The sequence below is a fragment of the Micromonospora sp. ABR4_055 genome (genome assembly GCF_056160425.1).
The window spans coordinates 1-20803 of record NZ_JBSWXD010000125.1 but is presented as its reverse complement, the minus strand read 5'-3'; the positions used below and the strand labels follow the sequence as shown (position 1 = coordinate 20803).

General features: G+C 70.7%; 13 protein-coding genes. 8 read left to right on the top strand and 5 right to left on the bottom strand.

Annotated elements, in window-relative coordinates:
- Positions 1-59: 59 nt before the first annotated feature.
- Together ACXAHD_RS24005 and ACXAHD_RS24000 are read right to left on the bottom strand one after the other, a co-directional pair.
- Positions 60-1517, bottom strand: coding sequence for a lipopolysaccharide biosynthesis protein (locus ACXAHD_RS24005; RefSeq protein ID WP_281555216.1), 1458 nt, complete (start codon positions 1515-1517; stop codon positions 60-62).
- Complete coding sequence (locus tag ACXAHD_RS24000) at positions 1514-2470, bottom strand: NAD-dependent epimerase/dehydratase family protein (RefSeq protein WP_281567334.1); 957 nt, start codon at positions 2468-2470, stop codon at positions 1514-1516. Before ACXAHD_RS24000 ends, ACXAHD_RS24005 begins: the two co-directional genes overlap by 4 nt.
- Before the next feature lie 231 nt (positions 2471-2701).
- Here ACXAHD_RS24000 and ACXAHD_RS23995 point away from each other — a divergent pair, with 231 nt between their 5' ends.
- Positions 2702-4729: a hypothetical protein gene (locus tag ACXAHD_RS23995; protein ID WP_475053322.1), complete on the top strand. Its 2028-nt coding sequence runs from the start codon at positions 2702-2704 to the stop codon at positions 4727-4729.
- Here the strand turns inward: ACXAHD_RS23995 and ACXAHD_RS23990 are convergent, their stop codons facing one another.
- From ACXAHD_RS23990 to wecB, 3 genes are all read right to left on the bottom strand, one after another.
- Entirely contained in the window at positions 4730-5236 is a 507-nt protein-coding gene (locus tag ACXAHD_RS23990) for an acyltransferase (RefSeq protein ID WP_281555219.1), read from the bottom strand.
- Between the two features lie 74 nt (positions 5237-5310).
- Positions 5311-6534, bottom strand: a complete 1224-nt coding sequence (locus ACXAHD_RS23985; protein ID WP_289213021.1) for a glycosyltransferase family 4 protein — start codon at positions 6532-6534, stop codon at positions 5311-5313.
- 36 nt (positions 6535-6570) lie between these two features.
- On the bottom strand, positions 6571-7695 hold the full coding sequence (wecB, locus tag ACXAHD_RS23980) for a non-hydrolyzing UDP-N-acetylglucosamine 2-epimerase (protein ID WP_289213022.1): 1125 nt from the start codon (positions 7693-7695) through the stop codon (positions 6571-6573).
- Between wecB and ACXAHD_RS23975 the strand changes: the two genes are divergently transcribed.
- The 7 genes from ACXAHD_RS23975 (at position 7606) to ACXAHD_RS23945 (ending at position 20692) form a co-directional block, all read left to right on the top strand.
- Positions 7606-8655: a serine hydrolase domain-containing protein gene (locus tag ACXAHD_RS23975; RefSeq protein ID WP_289213023.1), complete on the top strand. Its 1050-nt coding sequence runs from the start codon at positions 7606-7608 to the stop codon at positions 8653-8655. The genes wecB and ACXAHD_RS23975 overlap by 90 nt on opposite strands.
- Positions 8656-8791: 136 nt before the next feature.
- Positions 8792-9607 (top strand): ABC transporter ATP-binding protein, encoded by an 816-nt coding sequence (locus tag ACXAHD_RS23970; RefSeq protein WP_289213024.1) that lies wholly within the window; start codon positions 8792-8794, stop codon positions 9605-9607.
- Between the two features lie 30 nt (positions 9608-9637).
- A complete protein-coding gene (locus tag ACXAHD_RS23965; protein ID WP_289213025.1) occupies positions 9638-10666 on the top strand; it encodes an ABC transporter substrate-binding protein in 1029 nt (342 codons plus the stop codon).
- A gap of 23 nt (positions 10667-10689) precedes the next feature.
- The gene (locus ACXAHD_RS23960; protein ID WP_281555225.1) at positions 10690-12798 is read left to right on the top strand and encodes an iron ABC transporter permease; all 2109 of its coding nucleotides are present in this window, start codon (positions 10690-10692) and stop codon (positions 12796-12798) included.
- Positions 12799-13377: 579 nt separating this feature from the next.
- Positions 13378-15351 (top strand): OmpL47-type beta-barrel domain-containing protein, encoded by a 1974-nt coding sequence (locus tag ACXAHD_RS23955; RefSeq protein ID WP_475053319.1) that lies wholly within the window; start codon positions 13378-13380, stop codon positions 15349-15351.
- 73 nt (positions 15352-15424) lie between these two features.
- Positions 15425-16654, top strand: coding sequence for a multicopper oxidase domain-containing protein (locus ACXAHD_RS23950; protein ID WP_281555227.1), 1230 nt, complete (start codon positions 15425-15427; stop codon positions 16652-16654).
- Positions 16655-16711: 57 nt separating this feature from the next.
- Positions 16712-20692, top strand: a complete 3981-nt coding sequence (locus ACXAHD_RS23945) for a ThuA domain-containing protein (protein WP_475053316.1) — start codon at positions 16712-16714, stop codon at positions 20690-20692.
- The last annotated feature ends 111 nt before the right edge of the window (positions 20693-20803 follow it).

The following is a 20803-nucleotide window of genomic DNA, read 5'->3' as shown; positions in this document are numbered from 1 at the left end:
GCGGTGGGGCGGTCGCCCAACCGCCGGGCGGGGCCGGATGGTCACGGACGTCGTCCGGGTCAACCGCCAACTCGGACACCGGTCCCCCTTCCGTCGACTGTCGGCCGGACCGCCGTGCCACCGCCAGCGCCCGGGTCGGGCGCTGCATTGTCGGGCGCTGCGGGAGACGGGCCGGCGCCGTGGCCGGCCCGGTCCATTGCCTGCCGGTAGCCGATCACCGCAGCGGGCCAGATGGTGAGCAGGTAAGCCACGCAGGCCGCCAACGGCACGGCCACCAGACCGAGATGGTGCAGGCCCCAGATCTTCAGGCCGGTCGCCAGGACCAGGAACGCGGCCCAGCCGACGGCCTGCGGCCGGAGCAGCCCGGCGCTGTTCTGCACCAGGATCAGCGGCGAGCTGACGGCGACCAGCAAGCTCCAGCAGGCGAGTCCGGCGAGGACCGGGACCGGCACCACGGCAGGGTCGATGCCGCCGACCCACAACTCGATCAACGGGTGCCCCCAGCCGGCCAGCGCCGCGCCCGCCACCCCGACCACCGCCCCGTAGAGCAACACCAACCGTCGGGTGTGCCGGCGTACCCAGGCCACCTCGCCACGGGCCAACGCCGCACCGTTCACGGGCCAGACCGCCATGCCGACCAGGCCGACGAAGATGGACAGCACACCGAAGAGCTTCACCACGACGGCGTAGTGCGCCGCCACGGCGAGTCCGAGGATGTTCGCCACCAGCGGGCTGTCGACGTTGACAGCGATCGACGACATCACGGTGAGCGCGAAGAACCGCAGGCCGAGCCGGAGCAGGCCGGCCGCAGTCGCCCGGTCGACCAACCTGGGGCCGGGGCGCTTGGCCGGCTGCTGCACGCCGAAGTAGACCACGGTGTTGACCAGGTTGACGGCGGGCACCGCCAGTACCGCACAAGCGATCACCGCCAGCGGGTCCCATCCACCGACGATGGCGCACAGCACCGCCACCATGGCGGCCAGCGAGCCGGCCGACTGCCAGACGCTGCTCTGCACGACCTGACCGTCGGCGTACTGGATCCGTTGGATCAGCGACAGCGGGATGTTGACGGCGAACGCTCCGAACGACAGCAGGACCACCGTCGACGTCTCGGCGGCGATGTGCGGATCGGTCACCCCGAACAGTCGTTCCCAGGGCACCAGCGGATTGATCGCGAACAGGCCGCAGAGCAGGGCGACGGCGACCGTGCCGACCGTGGCGAACGCGCTGGAGATCTCCCTGGCCTGCTGCCCGACGTCGGTACCGAGCCGGCTGAGCCGGGTCAGCAGTCCGTTGCCCAGCCCCAGGTCGGCGAACCAGGCCATCCCGGTGAGCGCGGTGACCGCCATCCACAGCCCGTACCGCTGGTCACCGAGGTACTGGAAGCAGGCCGGGGTGATGACCAGCGGGGCCGCCATGCCGGTCGCCTTCGCCGCCATTGCCGCAGCGATGCCGGACCGTACGGCACGGTCACGGTCACGGCCGTCCGGTCCGGTCCGGTCGGCGGCCCCTGTCACCGGCTCGCGACGGGCTCGACGGCCAGCCGACGGGCCATCCACTCGACGGTCGCCCGCAGGCCGTCCCGACGGTCGACCGGGCTGATGCCAGGGAAGAGCGCCCGCAACGTGGCGGTGTCGGCGAGGGAGTGCGCGACGTCGCCGGGACGCGGCGGCGCGTGCTCGCGGTCGACGCGCCGGCCGAGCAGTCCGGCGAGGTCGTCGAGGACCTCCAGCAGGCTGGCCCGGGCGCCGAAGGCAAGGTTGACCGGGTGCGGGTGGTGCACGCGGCGCCGCAGCGCGTCCAGAATGACCGCGCACACCGTACCGACGTAGGTGAAGTCCCGGGACTGGGTGCCGTCGCCGTGCACCAGGGCCGGCTCGCCCCGCAGCGCGGCGTGGACGAACCGGGGGATGACCGCAGCGTAGGCGTGGTCGTGCCGTTGCCCGGGGCCGTACACGTTGAAGAACCGCAACGCCAGCGTGGGCAGCCCGAACGACGCCTGGTGGGCCAGGGCGTACGCCTCGGTGGCGAGCTTGCTCGCCGCGTACGGGCTCATCGGCCGGGTCCAGGTCAGCTCGGTCTTCGGCAGCGTCGGGTTCATGCCGTACACCGACGAGGAGGAGGCGACCAGCAGGTGGGCAACGTCGTGCCGGCGGGCCGCCTCCAGCACCAGCAGGGTTCCGGTCGCGTTCGCGTGATGGGAGGCCACCGGGTCGCGTAGCGACCGGGGCACACTGGGCAGGGCGGCGAGGTGGACCACGGCCTCCCGGCCGGCCATCGCGGCGTCCAGTGCGGCCGGATCCAGGATCGACCCCTCGACCACCTCGACGTCCAGCCGGGTGAGGTTGTCGCGCAGTCCGACCGACAGGTCGTCCAGGACGGTGACCTCCTTCACCGCCGGCTCGACCAGTGCGGCACGGGCCAGGTTGGAGCCGATGAAGCCGGCTCCGCCGGTGATCAGAATGCGCATGGGACAACTCCTCGCAGTGCCGCCCGGTCACCTGTACATCGAGCCGACCGAGAAGCGGGTAACGGGTTCATAACATCTCTTGTCAGAGATATCGCCTCACATTGTCTATACCGCCCGCAAGGATCGCCGAACGGCCGGCAGCGTTGTCATGTCACCGACCGAAAACCGTCCTGAACTGCGAAAAGGCGCACAGTGACAGCAGGTCGCGCGGCTCGCCATGGAGGTGCCGAGATGCCTGGACTGACGGTCTACCGGTCGAACGCCCTGATGTCGATCAGGTCAAGGTTCGACGGCACCCGGGACCTGGTGATGCCGGCCAACCTGGCCTACGCCGAGTCCATGGTCGGCATGTGGCACGCGGGCCTGCCCCAGGTCACCCTCGTGCCGTCGACCGCCACCGACGCCCAGGTCTGGCCGGTCATGTCGGCGGTGGGCACCCGGATCCACGACACCTCGGACGACAACTGCCCGATCCACACCGGCTGGTCGTACATCGGCGGCAACCACGGCTACAACATCGGCACCCAGGTCGCGCTCACCAACCACGGTAAGACCACCGCCGACCTGGGCTCCCGGTGGACCGACGGAATCCGGACCTTCACCCTGCTCGCCGTGCCGAACGGCAACAGCCTGCTGTTCGGCAACCCGTACACGATCGTCGACGGGGTCACCCAGGGCGTGCGGGTGCGGCCGGCGGCGGCACTCACCCACGTCGCCGGGGCGACGAACCGGACCTCGGTACCGATCACCTGGTTGACCCCGGACGTCCAGATCCGCCCGGCCACCCACTCGCACACCGTGGTCGTCGACCTCGACGGCCGGCCGGTGCCCGACGGCCGGTCCACCGGTGAGCAGCTGCGGATCCGGGAGTCCTACGTGATCCCCTCGTACCGGGGGATGATCGACACCGCCCAGGCCAACATCGGCACACCGCTCGCCACCATCATGACCCGGATCCCGCCGATGTGTCGCATCGACAACGACTACCGCTGGTCGCCGGGGGGCCTGCTGGTCACCCAGCGGGTGACCGCCATGGACCGGTTCACCCTGAGTACCGGGGTCACCCAGTGCTCGGCGCTGACCGTGCCGGCGGGCGGCAGCCGCCTGCAGTTCATGCCGAACGTCGAGGCGGCCGGGACACTGAACTGGTCGTACTGGGCGCGGATCGACACGATCACCGCGATCACCGATATCACCCCGGCGAGTCTGCGGGACCCGACTATGCCGGCGACCGGCATGACCCAGTGGGCGGTCAGCGGCGGCGGGGTCCAGCTGTGGGGAATCGCCGCCGGTCTGCTGCCGGTCGACGACGGAGAGCCGGCGACCAGGGTGCGGCACACCACAGCGAAGAGCTGGTTCGTCTCGTCCAGCCTGAAGAAGAACTACCCGCAGCTGGTGTGGGGTCGCGAGCTCTGGCCGGGACAGACGGTCACCGGTACCGCGTACCGACGCTATCTGGCACCGCCGTCGGCCGCGACCGAGCTGGTCGTCTCGGACGGTAGCAACGACTTCGTGATCATCGAGCGGGTGGGTACCGTCGTCGCCGCCCGGATACCAGCGCCGGAACTGTTCCACCGCCGGCTGGTCCCGGTCGGACCGACGAACCTCGCCGTCGCGGAGCGGGTCGCTGCCGACGGCATCGCCTACCAGGTGCCGGTCTCCCCCGGGTACGGCATGTGGCGGGCGGATCCCGACCAGGCCAGCCCGCAGCCGCTGCCCGGAGCCACCTCCGGGATCGGCAGCTACTTCCTGCCGTTGGCCGGCCCTACCGGGACCACCACCTGCACCGACGCGTTCCAGCGGCTGCTGCTGCACCCGATATACTTGGCCGAGGCCACCCGGGTCGACCGGGTGTGTGTAGAGATTACGGCGACCGGTAGCGGCTGGTTGCGCCATGGCGTGTACGCCCACGACCCGACGACCGGTCGACCGGCGTCGCAGGGACCGATCGCCGACTTCGGCGCGCTCAGTGTGGCCACCGCCGGTATCCGGGAGTACGTGCTGACCACGCCGGTGACGCTGCCCGCCAGCTGGCACTGGTACGCCGTCGTGTGGCAGGGCTCCGCCACCACCCCGCCCACCCTGCGGACCAGCCAGGTCGGCGGTGCCACGACGTTGAACATCGGTTCCGGCCCGGCGGCGATGACCGGTAACCGATTCGGCTACCAGATGTCCGGCGTGGCCGGCCTGCTCGGGCCGGTCGCGGTCGCCGGTGTGCACCAGTTCCCGCCGCCGCGGATCGCCTACCGCCGGGCCTGATCACCGCGCCGGTACGCCGTAGATCCGCTTCATCTCCGCATGCTTGGCGGCCACCGGAAGGTGGCCGATACCCAGCGACTTGGCCTGCAGACTGCGCAGATAGTCGTCGGTCGTGCGCAGCGGTCGGGCCGGCACCCCCGCAGCCACCGTGTTGTCCGGGATGTCGCGGGTGACGACCGAACCCGCGCCGATGACGCACCGGTTGCCGATGGTCACCCCGGCCAGGATCATCGCCCGCATCCCGATGTAGACGTCGTCACCGATGACGATCGGAGCCGTCCAGTCCAGTTCGGGATGCTCCTTGCGGAGGATCAGGGTTCCCCCGTCGTGGGTGACGAACTGCACCCCGGAGGTGATGTAGACGTTGTCGCCGATCGTGATCAGCCACGGTTCCGAGCCGAACATCGCCCGGTTCACGCCGTAGAAGCGCACCCGGCCGGTCAGGTTGACTCCCAACGATCTGACGAACGCCTCGGGATCCCGGCTGGCCGCCAGATGGTCCCGCACCCGCCGGACGATCGTACGAAGACGACTGGACACACCCAGTCCAACGAGCCTGGCAGCACACCGGTGACGGCGGGTCACCGGCAGAAGTGGCGGGCGTGGTCGAGGACGTTGAGTTCGCGCGCCTGCCGCCGCCATAGCCGGTACCGCCGCCCCGCCGTCACCTTCGCCGCGGCCCGCTCACCCGCCGACCGGCCAGCCAGCTCGTTCACCGCCTCGGCCAGCGCCGACACCGTCAGCGGCCGGACCACCACCCCGCCGGCGCTGGAGATCAACTCACTGAACGGGGTCCGGTCGGAACAGACGACCGGGCAGCCGGCCGCCAGGCTCTCCAGGATGACGTGTCCGAAGTTCTCGCCCAGCGTCGGGAACAGGAATGCGTCGTACCGGGCGAAGGTCGACAGCACCTCGGCGGCCGGCAGTTCGCCGTGGTACCGCACCCGGACATGGCCGGGCACCGTCGCGATGAGCTGACCGCACCGCGCCCAGTACGGCTCGTCCTCATCGGGCCCGAAGATGTCGAAGTCGACCGGCCGGGTTGCCTGGGCCACCGCTGCCAACGCCGTGTCCAGGTTCTTCATCGGTGAGATCCGGCCGATGAAGACCAGCCGCAACGGACCGTCGTGCGCCACGACCGGTGGCGGCGGACGATCCGGGATCGGACACTCGTTGCCGTTGACCATCACCCGTGCCCAGGGCAGCGCCGCCGCGATCTGATCCGCCTCCAGCTGGCTGCACGCCTGCCACCGCACACCGAGGCGACGCAGCACCGGTGCCCACACCGCAAGGAAGAGCCGCTTCTTGCCGCCCTTGATGGCCAGAGCGGCGGGGGCCAGTTCGCCGCGTGGGGCGATCATGATCGCCGGTATCCGCAGCAGCCGCAGGGCCACCGCCAGGATCGGGACCACCGAGTACATCGACCACAGGCTGTTGACGTACAGCAGATCAACCGGCCGCGACCGGATCTGCCGCAGCAGCCGCAGCCACTGCCGGGGGCGCACCGGGTCGAGATAGAACACCGCGCAGCGGCGGTCGCGGTGGACCAGTTCGCCGGACAGCCCCGGGTACCGGTCGCTCGCGTGCAGGTCCCGGTCGCGGGTGACCAGGGTGACGTCGAGGTCGTCAGGCAGGGTGTCCAGGATGAAGCGCAGCGACCGGATCGGGCCGCCGCCACGGAACCCCGGCTCAAACACCGCAGCGGTGGCGAGGATCCGGAAGGTCCCGGTCGCCGCGTCGGCGGTGGTCTGCCGGGTCGCCACCCCGCCGGCGGCGGGTCGGACCCGGGTCGTCGTTTCACACACTGTCGGCTCAGCCTTCGATTCGTACGGTTGCCGCGCTCAGCGACGCAGCCCGGCCCACTCGTGGTGGCGCCGCACGGTGGACAGGATGAAGTCGACGACCCGCCGTGAGGTGTCGGGCACCTGGTAGTCCGCCGGGCAGGGTACCCCGGCCGAGGCGACCTGCTCGACGGTTGCCCGGACGGCTTCCACCACGCCGGCCGGGTCCAGCCCGGTCATGATGATGCCACCGACGTCCAAGGCCTCCGGCCGTTCGATCGACTCCCGCAGCGTCACCGCTGGAAAGCCCAGGATCGCCGCTTCCTCGCTGATCGTGCCGCTGTCCGACAGCGTGCAGCGGGCGGCGCACTGCAGGCGTACGTAGTCGAACAGCCCGAACGGCTCGTGGAAGGTGATCCGGTCGAGGCTGGTCGGGTCGGTGGCCAGCACCTCCAGCCGTTTGCGGGTACGCGGATGGGTGGAGACCAGCACCGGTAGCGCCCACTCGTCGCGTACCGCCCGCAGACAGTCGAGCAGCTGGTGCAGCCGGTCCGGCCGGTCGACGTTCTCCTCACGGTGGGCGCTGACCACGAAGTACCCGCCGGCGGTCAGCCCGAGTTGGTCGAGCACGGTGGACCTGGCGATATCCGCCCGATGGTGCTCCAGCACCTCCCGCATCGGTGAGCCGGTGTGCAGGATGCGGCGCGGATGGAGGCCTTCGGCGATCAGGTTGCGGCGGGCGTGCTCGCTGTAGACGAGATTGAAGTCGGAGACGTGGTCGACCAGGCGCCGGTTGGTCTCCTCGGGCACGTTCAGGTCGAAGCACCGGTTGCCGGCCTCCATGTGGTAGACCGGCACCCGCATCCGGCGGGCCATCAGGGCGGCGATGGCACTGTTGGTGTCCCCGAGCACCAGCAGGGCGTCCGGCCGGCAGTCGTCGAGGGCGGCCTCGATGCCGACCAGGACGCCGCCGAGCACCCGACCGAGCGAGGTGGTGTCCACGCCCAGCGACCGGTCCGGCGGGCGCAGCCGCAGCTCGGTGAAGAAGACCTCGGAGAGGACCGGATCCCAGTTCTGCCCGGTGTGTACCAGGACATGGTCGACGGTGCGGTCCAGCCGGTCCATCACCCGGGACAGCCGGATGATCTCCGGCCGGGTGCCGACAACCGTCATCACGCGGGTCATGACCGACTCCTTCATTGCCGATTCGGGACGCCTGGGGCACCACCACCCACGCAAAGCGGGCAATCTCCTCATATACCAACGAAGCATCGCACTACCGGTAACGACAGCGTTGATCGGTCAGCCGGACCATCGAGAGGAGCAGCAAACCATGAGATCCGAATCCGTACGCGGCACGGGAAGCCGCGTACTCGCCGCTCTGGTGATCGCGGCGACACGGTGGAGCAGGTGGCCAGCAACCGTGCCTGTGTGCGGCACTACGCGGGCACGGAGGCCGACGACGGCGCCGACCCGGACGACGTCGCGCAGTGGCAGGCCGAGGACACCGATCTCGGCACCACCTGGTACGCCAACGCCACCGCGGCCGCGGCCGAGTTCTGGGACTCCGACCTGGTCTGCTCGATCGGTGACCCGCACTACAGCACCCACGGCTACACCATCCTGGGCGCGGCGTTGGAGGGCGCGACCGGCACCCCGGTGGGCGAGCTGACCGAATCGGAGCTGACTGCCGCGTTCAACCTGGGCACCCTGCGGCCCGAGAACCTGTCGGACACCTCGGTGCGGCGCAGCACCTTCTACGACGGCGCCAACGACGAGTACGGCGGCGACGAGGTGAGCTGGAAGGTCCTCGGCGGCGGGATGGAGTCCTCGGTCGCCGACCTGGCCCGCTTCGGCGACAAGCTGATCGGCGGCGAGATCGTCGGCCCGGACTCGCTCGACCCCATGTGGGTCGACACCGGGTGGAGCTACGCGTACGGGTGGTCGATCAGCACCGAGGACGGGCACCGCCGGATCGGCAAGACCGGTGGCGCCGACGGTTCCACCGCGTATCTACAGATGTACCCGGACGACGGGATCGTGGTGGCGGTACTGATGAACCGGGCCGACGGGGTGGCCGGCGAGAACCGGGCCGGTGTGCTCGGCTCCGAGATCGGCACGCTGGTGCTGAACACCCTGCCCTGACCGGTGCCGGATCCCCGGTCCGCGGGATGCCCGAGCGGCGTCCTGCGGCCGGGGATCCGGCGTCGCCGCCGGTACGCCGGGCGGCCGGTGCCCGGCGACTTTGCCTCGATCAACGTTTAGGGTAGCCTCACCTAACATGATCGCGACGGCGTTGCACGGCGACGACCTGGTGCTCGGATACCAGCGCACCACGGTCGTCCACGGCGTGTCCGTCGCCATCCACCCCGGCGTGGTGACCGCCCTGATCGGCCCCAACGGCAGTGGCAAGTCCACCGTGCTGCGTTCGCTCGCCCGACTGCACCGGGCATCGTCCGGCCGGATCATGCTCAGCAGCGGCAACGGCGACCTCGAGGACGCGGCACCGCTGTCCGCCCGCGACTTCGCCCGCCGGGTGACCCTGCTGTCCCAGTCGCGACCGCACCCGTCCGGCCTGCGGGTCCGCGACGTCGTCGCCTTCGGGCGCCACCCGCACCGGCGCCGGTTCAGCCCGCTCACCGACACCGACCAGGCGATGGTCGACCACGCCATGGAGCTGACCGGGACCACGCCGATGGCCCACCGCGCGGTCGACCAGCTCTCCGGCGGTGAGCTGCAACGGGTGTGGCTGGCCGCCTGTCTCGCCCAGGACACCGGCGTGCTGCTGCTCGACGAGCCGACCAACCATCTCGACCTGCGCTACCAGGTCGAGATCCTCGACCTGGTCCGTGACCTCGCGGACCGGCACCAGACGGCGCTCGGCGTCGTCCTGCACGACCTGAACCAGGCCGCCGACGTGGCCGACCAGATCGTGCTGCTGAGCCAGGGCCGGGTGCGGGCCGCCGGCCCGGCGGCCGAGGTACTGACCACGGAGCACCTCTCCGAGGTCTACGGGTTGCCGATCGACACCACCGTGGACCCGGCCACCGGTCTGGTGCGGGTCGAGCCCCGAGGGCGACACCACCGGCGCCGCTGATCGCCCGGTCAACCAACGAGTGAGGAACCCATGAGAACCCGATCGATGACGGCTGCCCTGGCCGCCGTCCTGTTTATCCCGTCGGCGCTGGCCGCCTGCGGCACCAGCGACCCGCAGACCGCAGACGAGACGCCCACGGCCAACGCCTCCGGTGATTGCGCCGACGACACCACCGTGACCTCTACCGGACCGGTGGAGGTCACCGACGCGCTCGGGCGCACCGTGACGTTGGACGAGCCGGCACAGCGGGTGGCCGTACTGGAATGGCAGCAGATCGAGGACGTCCTCACCCTGTGCCTCACCCCGGTGGCGGTGGCCGACCCGGACGGCTACCGCACCTGGGACACCGCCGAGGAGCTGCCGGACGGCGTCGCCGACGTGGGACTGCGCGGCGAGCCCAACCTCGACGCGCTGTTCGCCGCCGACCCGGACCTGGTGATCGTCGAGGCCACCGCCGAGGACGACCCGGTCATCGCGCAGCTCGCCGAGTACGACGTCCCGGTGCTGGCCACCCGGGGGGCGGATGCCGCCGACCCGGTCCAGAACATGCTGGACACCTTCGCGATGATCGCCGAGACCCTCGGCCGCTCCGATCGGGCCGACCTCGTCGCCGACGAGTTCCAGGCCAGCCTGGACGAGGCGAAGCAGCAGATCGCCGGCGCTGAGCTCACGAGCACCGAGTTCGTCTACTTCGACGGCTGGGTCCAGGGCGGCAACGTCGCTATCCGGCCGTTCGGCCAGGGATCGCTGGTCGGTGAACTCGGCGAGGCGATCGGCCTGACGAACGCCTGGACCGGCGAGGTCGACCCGGCGTACGGCCTTGGTCAGACCGACATCGAGGGGATGACCACCGTCGGCGACGCCACCCTGTTGTACACCGGCACCACCGACCCCGCCGGCAGCGTCCTGACCGAGCTGGAGAAGAACGAGATCTGGGCGTCGCTGCCGGCGGTCGAGCAGGGGCGGGCGTACGCCTTCCCGGCCGGCATCTGGACCTTCGGCGGCCCCCGCTCGTCGCAGCAGGTGCTCGACGCCTACGTCGACGTCCTGGCCAGCTGACCATCGTGAACGACGGTCCACGGGTGCCCACGGGGCTCCGTCCGACGCCGGGCACCGTCGCCACCAGACCGGTGGCGGCGTCCGGTGCGGACCGCCGGGCCGTGGTCGGCGGGTTGGGCACCCTGCTGTCGCTCGGGCTGGCCCTGGTGGTCGCCGCCGGCTGGCACCTGACCCAGGGCACCTCGGGGGTGGGGCTCGCCGACCTGCTCGCGGCGGCGGGCGGCGGGGACACAGGTGCCGACGAGGCGGTCCGGGAGATCCTGCTCGGCTCCCGGCTCCCGCGGCTGGCGGCCGGAATCGCGGTCGGCTTCGCCCTCGGCGTCGCCGGCGCGCTGTTCCAGTCGCTGGCCCGCAACACACTCGCCTCACCGGACACCCTCGCGGTGACCGCGGGGGCGTACTTCGCCGTCAGTGCGGTCGCGGCGTTCGGCCTCGGTGTGCCGCTCTGGGCGTCGGGCGTCGTCGCCTTCGTCGGCGGGCTGCTGGCCGCCGGTCTCGTTCTGGGTCTCGCCGGCGGCGCGGGCAGCTCGACGACTCGTCTCGTGCTGGCCGGCTCCGTCGTCGCGATGGCGTTGCAGTCGGCCACGGCCGCGGTGCTGATCGGCTTCCAGCAGGAAACGACCGGGCTGTTCGCCTGGGGCAGCGGATCGCTGAGCCAGCTCGGGCTGACCGCCTTCGGGCAGGCCGCGCCGGTCGTGGTCGGCGCCACGGCTGTGGCCGGGCTGCTGGCCCGCCGACTCGACCTGCTGGGTCTCGGCGACGACACGGCCGGGGCGCTGGGCGTACCGGTCCGGGCGACCCGGGCGGTCGGGACGGTGCTCGCGGTGCTGCTCACCGCGGCGGCGGTGACCCTGGCCGGCCCGATCGGGTTCGTCGGTCTCTGCGCGCCGGCGGTGACCCGGATGTCGGCACGGTTCGTACCGGCGCTGCACCGGCACGCCGTACTGGTGCCGGCGGCGGGTCTGGTCGGCGCGCTGACGGTCGTCCTGGCCGACGGGGTGATCCGCGCCCTGCTCGGCGCGGACCGGGCCGGTCAGGTGCCGACCGGGGTGGCCACCACCCTGGTCGGTGCCGTCCTGCTCATCGTGCTGGCCCGCCGGGTACGCGACTTCGGCCCGACCCGGCAACCGCCGGGCAGCCGGATGGGGCCCCGGAGCCGCCGCCGGTACCGGACGGTCCTGGCGGTCGTCAGCGCGACCGCCGCCGGCGCCGGGCTGCTCGGCCTGCTCGCCGGCAACACCTGGCTGCTCACCGGCGACATCGCGCTCTGGCTGTCCGGTGAAGGACCGCCCGTCATCCGCTTCGCACTGGACGAACGGGCACCACGGGTGGCGGCGGCGCTGGCCGCCGGGGGTGCCCTCGCGTTGTCCGGTTCCCTGGTCCAGGCGACCTGCCGCAATCCGCTCGCCGAGCCGGGAATCCTCGGCATCACCGGTGGGGCCGGGCTGGCCGCAGTGATCGTGGTGACCGGCGGCGTCGGCGGCAACGCGACGATGATCGCCGCCGCCACCGGCGCCGCGCTGGCCGCCTTCGGTCTGGTCTACTCCGTGGCCTGGCGGGGCGGGCTGCACACCGACCGGCTGGTCCTGATCGGTGTCGGGGTCTGGTACGCGGCGACCGCCCTGACGACCTATCTGCTGGTGCGGTCGAATCCGTGGGACACGCCGAAGATCTACACGTGGCTGTCCGGCACGACGTACGGCCGCAGTTGGACCCAGGTGGTCCCGGTGGTGGTCGCCCTGCTGGTGGCGCTGCCGGTCGCCCTGGCCGCCCACCGCGAGCTGGACCTGATCGCGATCGACGAGGACTCGCCCCGGATCGTCGGTGTCGGTCTGGAACGGATCCGTCTCCTGGTGCTGGCGGTCGCCGCCGTGCTGGCCGCGTTGAGCGTGACCGCGATCGGTGTCGTCGGCTTCGTCGGACTGGTCGCGCCGCACGCCGCACGGGCGCTCGTCGGCGGCCGGCACGCGCGGATCATCCCGGTCGCGGTGCTGCTCGGTGCGGTCCTGCTCGGACTGGCCGACACCGTGGGCCGTACCGTCGTCGCGCCGGCCCAACTGCCGGCCGGCCTGGCGGTGGCGTTGATCGGTGCCCCGTACTTCGTCTACCTACTGGCCCGGTCCCGGGCCTGATCCCGGCGGCTCCGGACAGCTTCAGCCAACACTGTGGTCACTGCTCGTGACCTAACGCCCTTCCACACCTTCTGTCGACACTGGCGAAAGTCTGGGATGAACCACCGAAAGATGTAGACACCTCGATCCCAAGTCCGATAGCCTCCAGATCACCGAGGCATTCGGTTAGGTAACCAAACAGTTTGGCTGCCCCGACCGGACGCCGTCGGGCGGGCACGGCACCCGCCCGACGGCGACGACCTCGCCGGGGCCGTGGCACCCCCCGGAAACACTGGACGCATCCGATCGGCGCGGCGGCGCGCGCCCGCACCCCCGTCGCCCTACTCATTCCCTGGCCGCCAGGGCAGTCGTCACCTGTCGGACCCGCCCAACGTTTCCCGTCACCTACCTACCCGCACACCCGGTATCACCACCGCACCCGCCCGGCGTCGGCCGCCTGCCCCGGGTGCCGGTGAAGCGTGGCCGCACCCGTGCCCCCACTGGTGCAGTTTCCGCGCGCCCGGATCACCCCCGGCCGGTGGCCGACCATGCACCGAGTCTGTCCGAAACGGACCGGCCTGTGATGAAAGGTACGCTGAGATGGCAGTCAACCCTGACCAACACGGCGGAGCTGTCCGCCCGAGCAGAGCACCGACCCGACCGCGACGGTCGCTGACCGCGCTGGCGGCCGTGGTCGGCATGGTCCTCACCACCACATTGGCCGCGGCGCCGGTCAACGCCCGCCCGACCCACGGCGGTCCACCGGAGTACCGGGCCGCCCAGGTACTGACCTGGACCACGGGCAACGACGTCACCGCGTACACCTCGGCGCCGACCACCGCCGAGCCCGGCCCGGCGACGCTGGTCTTCGAGAACAGCGCAGCGACCGGCAACACCAGCGGCATGCAGCACACGCTCACCTTCGAGACCGCTGACCCGACCTACAACCAGGACGTGAACGTCAACATCCTGGCCGACCCGTACGACGCCAACGGCGGCCTGTGGACCGTCGACGTGGTACTCACTCCGGGGACGTACCGGTACTTCTGCGCCATCCCCGGCCACGGTCTGATGAACGGGCTACTGGTGGTCAGCGACGACAACACCGAAGACACCACCGCGCCCCAGGTGACCGCGGCGCTGGCCGGGCCGCGCGACGACGACGGGGGCTACCTCGGTGCCGCCACCGTCACCCTCACCGCCACCGACGACATGTCCGGTGTCGACACCATCGAACACTCCCTCGACGGCGACGAGTTCAGCGAGTACACCGCCCCGGTCACCGTCAACGAGCCGGGCCAGCACACGCTGACCTACCGGGCGACCGACATCGCCGGAAACACCTCGGACCCGCGGTCGGTCACCTTCACCGTCACCACGCCCCCGGACCCGGACACCACCGCACCCACGGTGACCTCGTCCGTCTCCGGTGCCCGGACGCCGGACGGCGGCTACCTCGACACCGCGACGGTGACCCTGATCGCGACCGACGACGACTCCGGGGTCGCCAGTGTCGAGTACTCCCTCGACAGCGGTGCCTACACCGGCTACACCGCCCCGGTCACGGTGAACAGCCCGGGTACGCACACGGTCAGCTACCGCGCCACCGACGAAGCCGGCAACACCTCCGATCCCGGATCGGTCACCTTCACCGTGGTCGCCGGCGGCGGCGATCCGCAGTGCCCGGTGCTGGACACCCGCCCGACGGTCTGGCTGGGCACCCGCAACAGTGCGGTGCCCAACCGGCAGGTGGGTCCCGGCTGCACCATCAACAACCTGATCGCCAGCGAACGGATCTGGCGTAACCACAACGAGTTCATGCAGCACGTCCGCGCGGTGGTCAAGAACCTGCGCGAACAGGGTGTCATCAGCCAGGCCGAGCGGGTCACCCTGATCGACACGGCCAAGCTGTCGGCAGTCGGCAAGTCGGACGCCCACACCGGCTACCAGTCGATCCTCAACCGGTCGGGCGCGTCGTTCGATCAGTGGGAGCAGGTCGGCGCGGGCGGGTTCACCCGCAACGCCGACGGTTCGATCACCAGCCGGCCGGTCGCCGGACTCGGCCTGCTCTGGTTCCCGATCCGCAGCTACGGCGACTTCTCGGTGAAGCTGCAGTGGCGCGACGACGCCCCGGGTGACGCCCGGGCCAACAGCGGCGTCTTCGTCCGGTTCCCCGGCGTGCACCAGCATCCGCAGGAGCCCCGGCCGGAGTGGGTGGCCATCAAGTACGGCCACGAGGTGCAGATCTTCGACGGCCCGGTCGGCGACCGCTACAAGACCGGTTCGGTGTACGGGTTCGACGGCGTCGACGTTGACGCCGCCGGGGTCACCCCGAAGGGCACCTGGAACGACTACGAGATCCGGGTGGTCGGGCAGCACTACTCGATCTTCCGCAACGGGGAGCTGGTCAACGAGTTCGTCAACACCCCTGACCTGGTGTTCGACCCGCCTCGGGCCGACGACCCGGGCGGTGCCGGTCGGCAGCGGACCGAAGGTTACCTCGGCCTGCAGGTGCACGGCGCGGACGACATCGTCAGCTTCCGCAACGTCCGGATCGCCCCGCTGACGCCGTGAGCGGCCCGGGACCCCGACGGACAGACCACCACCCCCGACCGGCGATGACCGACGCGACGAACAGGAACGGACGTTGAACGAGACGACAGAGTTGAGCACCGGCCCGATCGACGAATCGGCCAGACCGGGTGGCCCGCCTGATAACGGCGTGGGCCGGGCCCTGGTGGTCCTGGCGGTCCTGGCGGTCACCTTCGCCAGCGCGGGTGCCGCGTACGCGGTCAACCACCGCGCCACCGACCCGGTGGCCGCAGTCGAACCAGCCGACGGCGTGGTGCCCGGGGGCTGCGTGGCTCCGGACCGGGAGCTGCAGCTGTACGCCGTGGAGCTGCCCCGCGACCCGGTGACCAACCAGATCCGGCTGGGCTACGGCCTGACCCCGCAGACCGCCTCCTACCCGGGCCCGACGATGGAGATGATCGAAGGCGAGTGCCTGGCGATCACCCTGCACAACCAGGTGACCGCCGAGACGCTGGGTCAACTGCGGACCGATCCGGAGCACCCGCTCGGCGTCTCGTTGCACGCACACGGGGTGAAGTACACCCAGGACTCCGACGGGACCGTACACAGTGGCTCCTATGTCGGGCCGGGTGAGTCCCGGACCTACACCTGGTACGCGAAGCCGCGCAGTTCCCGGACCGGCTCGCCGGGCACCGCCGGCTACTGGTGGTACCACGACCACGTGGTCGGCGGCCCGCACGGCACCCAGGGCATCGGCTCGGGCCTGTTCGGCGGCCTGGTGGTACGCCGGCAGGGCGACCCCCGGCCGGACCGGACCTACGTGACGGTCTTCGGCGACCGCCAGTCGATCAACCTGCGTCGCGGGGCCGCGACCGACGACTGCGACCTGGACAACCCGGTGCCCGGCCCGGCCTGCTTCGTCGCGAAGGTCGGCGAGCGGGTCGAGTTCATCGTGGTCGGCACCGGCGACGACATGCACACCTGGCACGTCCACGGCCACTCCTGGGCGGACACCCGCACCGGCGTGGTCGCCGGCGACAACAAGGCGATCGTCGACTCCATCCCGGTTATCGACAACAAGACCCTCGGTCCCGGTGACTCGTTCGGCGTGACCATCGTCGCCGGCGACTCGGTCGGACCGGGCCACTGGATGCTGCACTGCCACATGCAGTTCCACTCCGACCTGGGCATGGCCACCACCCTGCACGTCCTCGACGAGAACGGACAGATGCCGCCCGGCGGTCACCAGCACCGTGCGGTGCTCGCCCAGTCGGGTGTCGACGTCGGCGGCGAGCCGGCCGCCGACATCCAGGCCGGTGCCGGACACGACGGCCACCAGAACTGAACCGTCCCAGCCACCCCACCCCGGCGCATCCCGCGCCGGCCGCTGTAAGGAGCAGGAATGGCCGACAGACGCCATTTCAGATTCCCCCGACTGCGCCACCGATCAGCCGCCGCGGCCGCGGCCGTCACCCTGCTGGGCGGTCTGCTGACCGCGCCGGTCTCCCCCGCCCAGGCTGACCCCACGCCACCCACCTGGGGCAACCGGGTCGTCAACGTGCTGGTCTTCCACGGCCCCGAGGCCGAACAGAGCGACCCGGTCCGCCGGGCCACCAACGTCATCCGGCGGCTCGGCAACGAGCACGGCTTCTATGTGCACTCGTCCGACGATCCGAGCGTGTTCAACCCCGACAACCTGGCCCGCTACCGCAGCGTGGTCTTCCTCTCCACTGCCGGCGTCACCCTCGACGACGCGCAGGAGGCGGCGTTCCAGGCGTACGTCAAGGGCGGCGGCGGCTTCGTCGGCGTGCACGACGCGGCGTACACCCAGCCCGGATCGGAATGGTTCACCGGTCTGCTCGGCACCCGGCCGGCACCCACCCTGCCGCCGGCGGAGACGGTGGTCGAGTCGAGCGCCAGCGGCAACAACCCGCCGAACGAGACCGCCAGCCACGCGTTCGACCGCGCCACCGGCACCAAGTGGCTGACCCGCTCCCCGACCGGCTGGCTGGCCGGTGAGCTGGCTGAGCCGACCGTGGTCAACCGGTACGCGCTCACCTCGGCCAACGACTTCCCCGGCCGCGACCCGCGGGACTGGACGCTGCAGGGGTCCAACGACGGCAAGAACTGGACCGATCTGGACCGCCGGACCGGGCAGAGCTTCCCACAGCGGTTCCTCACCCGGCAGTTCGCGTTCGACAACACCGAGGCCTACCGGCACTACCGGCTGGACATCACCGCGAACAGCGGCGAGCCGCTGACCCAGCTCGCCGAGCTCTGGCTGATCGGTGCCGACGCCGGCGCGGCACCGGAGACCCAGATCCAGCAGGCAGAGGTCGACGTCACCGACCGCAACCACCCGGCGACCCGCGACCTGCCGATGAACTGGACCCGCGACGACCAGTGGATCAGCTGGGACCCGAACCCGGTTGGTCGGGTGCACGTCGTCGCCCAGGTCGACGAGACCAGCTACGACGCAGGGCTCAGCGGCAACGGACCGTTCCACCCGGTGGCCTGGTGCCACGACTACGACGGTGGCCGGTCGTTCTACACCGGAATGGGCCGCACCGAGGCAAGCTGGGCCAAGGACCTCCAGTTCCGCGACCACATCCTCGGCGCGATCCAGTGGACCGCCGGCACGGTACGCGGTGACTGCCAGGCGACGATAGCCGCCAACTACCGGATCGAGCGGCTCACCGGCACCAACCAGCAGGGTGAACTGGATCAGGTCGGTGAGCCGCACGGCCTGACCATCGCGCCGGACGGCACGGTCTTCTACATCGGCCGCGCCGCCTGCCCCTCCGGGGCGATCCCCGACTGGTCGAACCCGGACATCGGCAAGGGCTGCGGCACCATCCACCAGTGGGATCCGCGGACTCGGGAGGTGAAGCTGCTCACCACTCTGGAGGTGATGGGCAACCGGGGCAGCGGCAGCGAGCTGGTCAAGAGCGAGGAGGGTCTGCTGGGCATGACCCTGGATCCGGCGTTTACCGACAACGGCTGGTTCTACGTGTACTGGATGCCCCACGAGTCGATCGACCGGGAGAACCGGATCGGCCAGCGGACCGTGTCCCGGTTCACCTACGACCACGACAACGCCAGCATCGACCAGGCCACCCGTGAAGACCTGCTCAGCTGGGACACCCAGATCCACAGCTGCTGCCACGCCGGGGGTGGGATGACCTTCGACGACGCGGGCAACCTGTACGTCAGCACCGGTGACGCCAACTCGTCCGGTGGCTCCAGCGGCTACTCCGGCAACAACTGGACCCAGGAGTACGCCGGCGTCTCGTTCCAGGACGCCCGCCGTACCGCCGGCAATACCAACAACCTCAACGGCAAGATCCTGCGGATCACACCGAAACCGGACGGCACGTACAGCATCCCGGACGGCAACCTGTTCACCGGCGAGGAGGAAGGCGGCGGCAAGACCCGCCCGGAGATCTACGTCATGGGGGTACGCAACCCGTCGCGCATCGCCTGGGACCCGGTCAACGACTGGCTGACCGCTGCCTGGGTCGGCCCGGACGCCACCAACCCGGATCCGGAACTCGGTCCGGCGAAGTACGAACACGCCACGATCATCACCTCCGCCGGTAACCAGGGCTGGCCGTACTGCATGGGCAACCGGCAGCCGTACCGGGACCGCAGCAACACCGACGCGTCGGTACTGACCGGCTGGTACGACTGCGACAATCCGCGGAACACCTCGCCGCGGAACACCGGGCTGGTGAATCTGCCGCCGGTGCGCGACAACATGATCTGGTACTCGCCGCAGGGCGGCGGCCCGGTCTTCCCGACCCGTGCCGGTGGCAGCGGGTTGCCCACGTACGAGCCGGGCGAAGAGACCTTCACCCGGCCCTACCTGCGCGGTGGCGGCCAGGCCGTGATGAACGGCCCGACGTACCACCGCTCACAGGTCGACACCGACAGCGGTGTGGCCTGGCCGGTGCACTGGGACGGCAAGTGGTTCATCGGTGACCAGTCCAACGCGGACAACCGGGTGGCGGTCACCGTCGACCCGGCGGTGGTGCCCGACCAGGGCGCCCCCGCCTACGCGGAGGACCTTCGGGCGATCATTCCCGGTGGCAACGGCGGCACCCAGTTGCAGCACTGGATGGACGCCAAGTTCGGCCCGGACGGCGCGCTCTACCTGCTGGACTACGGCGGCGGATTCTTCACCCTGCACGGCAATCAGAAGCTGATCCGGATCGTCTACGACGGCGGCGCGCCGACCCCGGGACCGGAGTACGCCTCGGCCCGGGTCCCGGATCCGAGCGACCCGCGTACGGTGACCTTCTCCAGCCACCGGGTGGGCGGGGTGGCCTGGGAGTGGACCTTCGGTGAGGGCAACCGGGTGTCGCACCTGCCGCACCCGACCCACACCTACCGCAAGCACGGGCGGTTCCAGGCGACGGTGAAGGTGACCTACGCCGACGGCGAGGTGGCCGAGCACACCGTCGTGGTCGACACCGGCTGCGACGCACCGGATGCCCGGGAAACGGTCTGGCTGCTGGACACCGACACCGGGGTGACGAACCACGACGCCGGTGCCGGGTGCACGGTCAACGATCTGATCGACGACGAGCGGCAGTGGCCGAACCAGGGCTCGTTCACCAGCCACCTGGACGAGGTGCTGGCGCAGCTCACCGACGGCGAGGTGCTCGACGAGCAGGAGGCGGCGACGCTGCGGACCGCCGGTGCCGACTCACCCGTCGGTCGGACCGCCGGCTACCGGACGCTGTTCGACGGCACCAGCCATTCGCTGTCAGGGTGGCGGCAGGCCCCCGGAGGCACGTTCCGGCTGCTACCGGATGGGTCGATCAGCAGCTCCGGCGGGCTGGGCATGCTCTGGTACGGCGAGGAGGAGTTCGCCGACTACTCGCTACGGCTGCGGTTCAAGGACGTGTCACCGGGTGACACCCGGGCCAACAGCGGGGTGTTCGTCCGGTTCCCGGATCCACGAGTGCCGGTGGACGAGCGGCCGGAGGGCAGCTGCGGCACGGTCGGCTCCGCCCGCAGTTCCCAGGCCTGGGTGGCGATCTTCTGCGGCCATGAGATCCAGCTCTACGACGGAGCGGGCGGAGAACCGCAGAAGACCGGGTCGATCTACAATTTCCAGCCCAACGACCTGGACCAGGCGCTGCCCGCACCGAAGGGCGAGTGGAACGACTACGAGATCCGGGTAGTCGGACAGCACTACACGATCATCCGTAACGGGGTGACGATCAGCGAGTTCGACAACGTGCCGGGCAAGCAGTCGTCCCGGGCGGGTGACCCGCCCACCGATCTGCGCCAGTTCGTCAGCGGATTCATCGGTCTGCAAAACCACGGTAACAGCGACGTGATGGAGTTCCGCGACGTACGACTACGGACTCTCTGACCGGTGACGTGGGGGGGGGGGGGGGGGGGGGGGGGGGGGGGGGGGGGGGGGGGGGGGGGGGGGGGGGGGGGGGGGGGAGCGGGGGGGGGAAGAGGAGATACACACATAAAA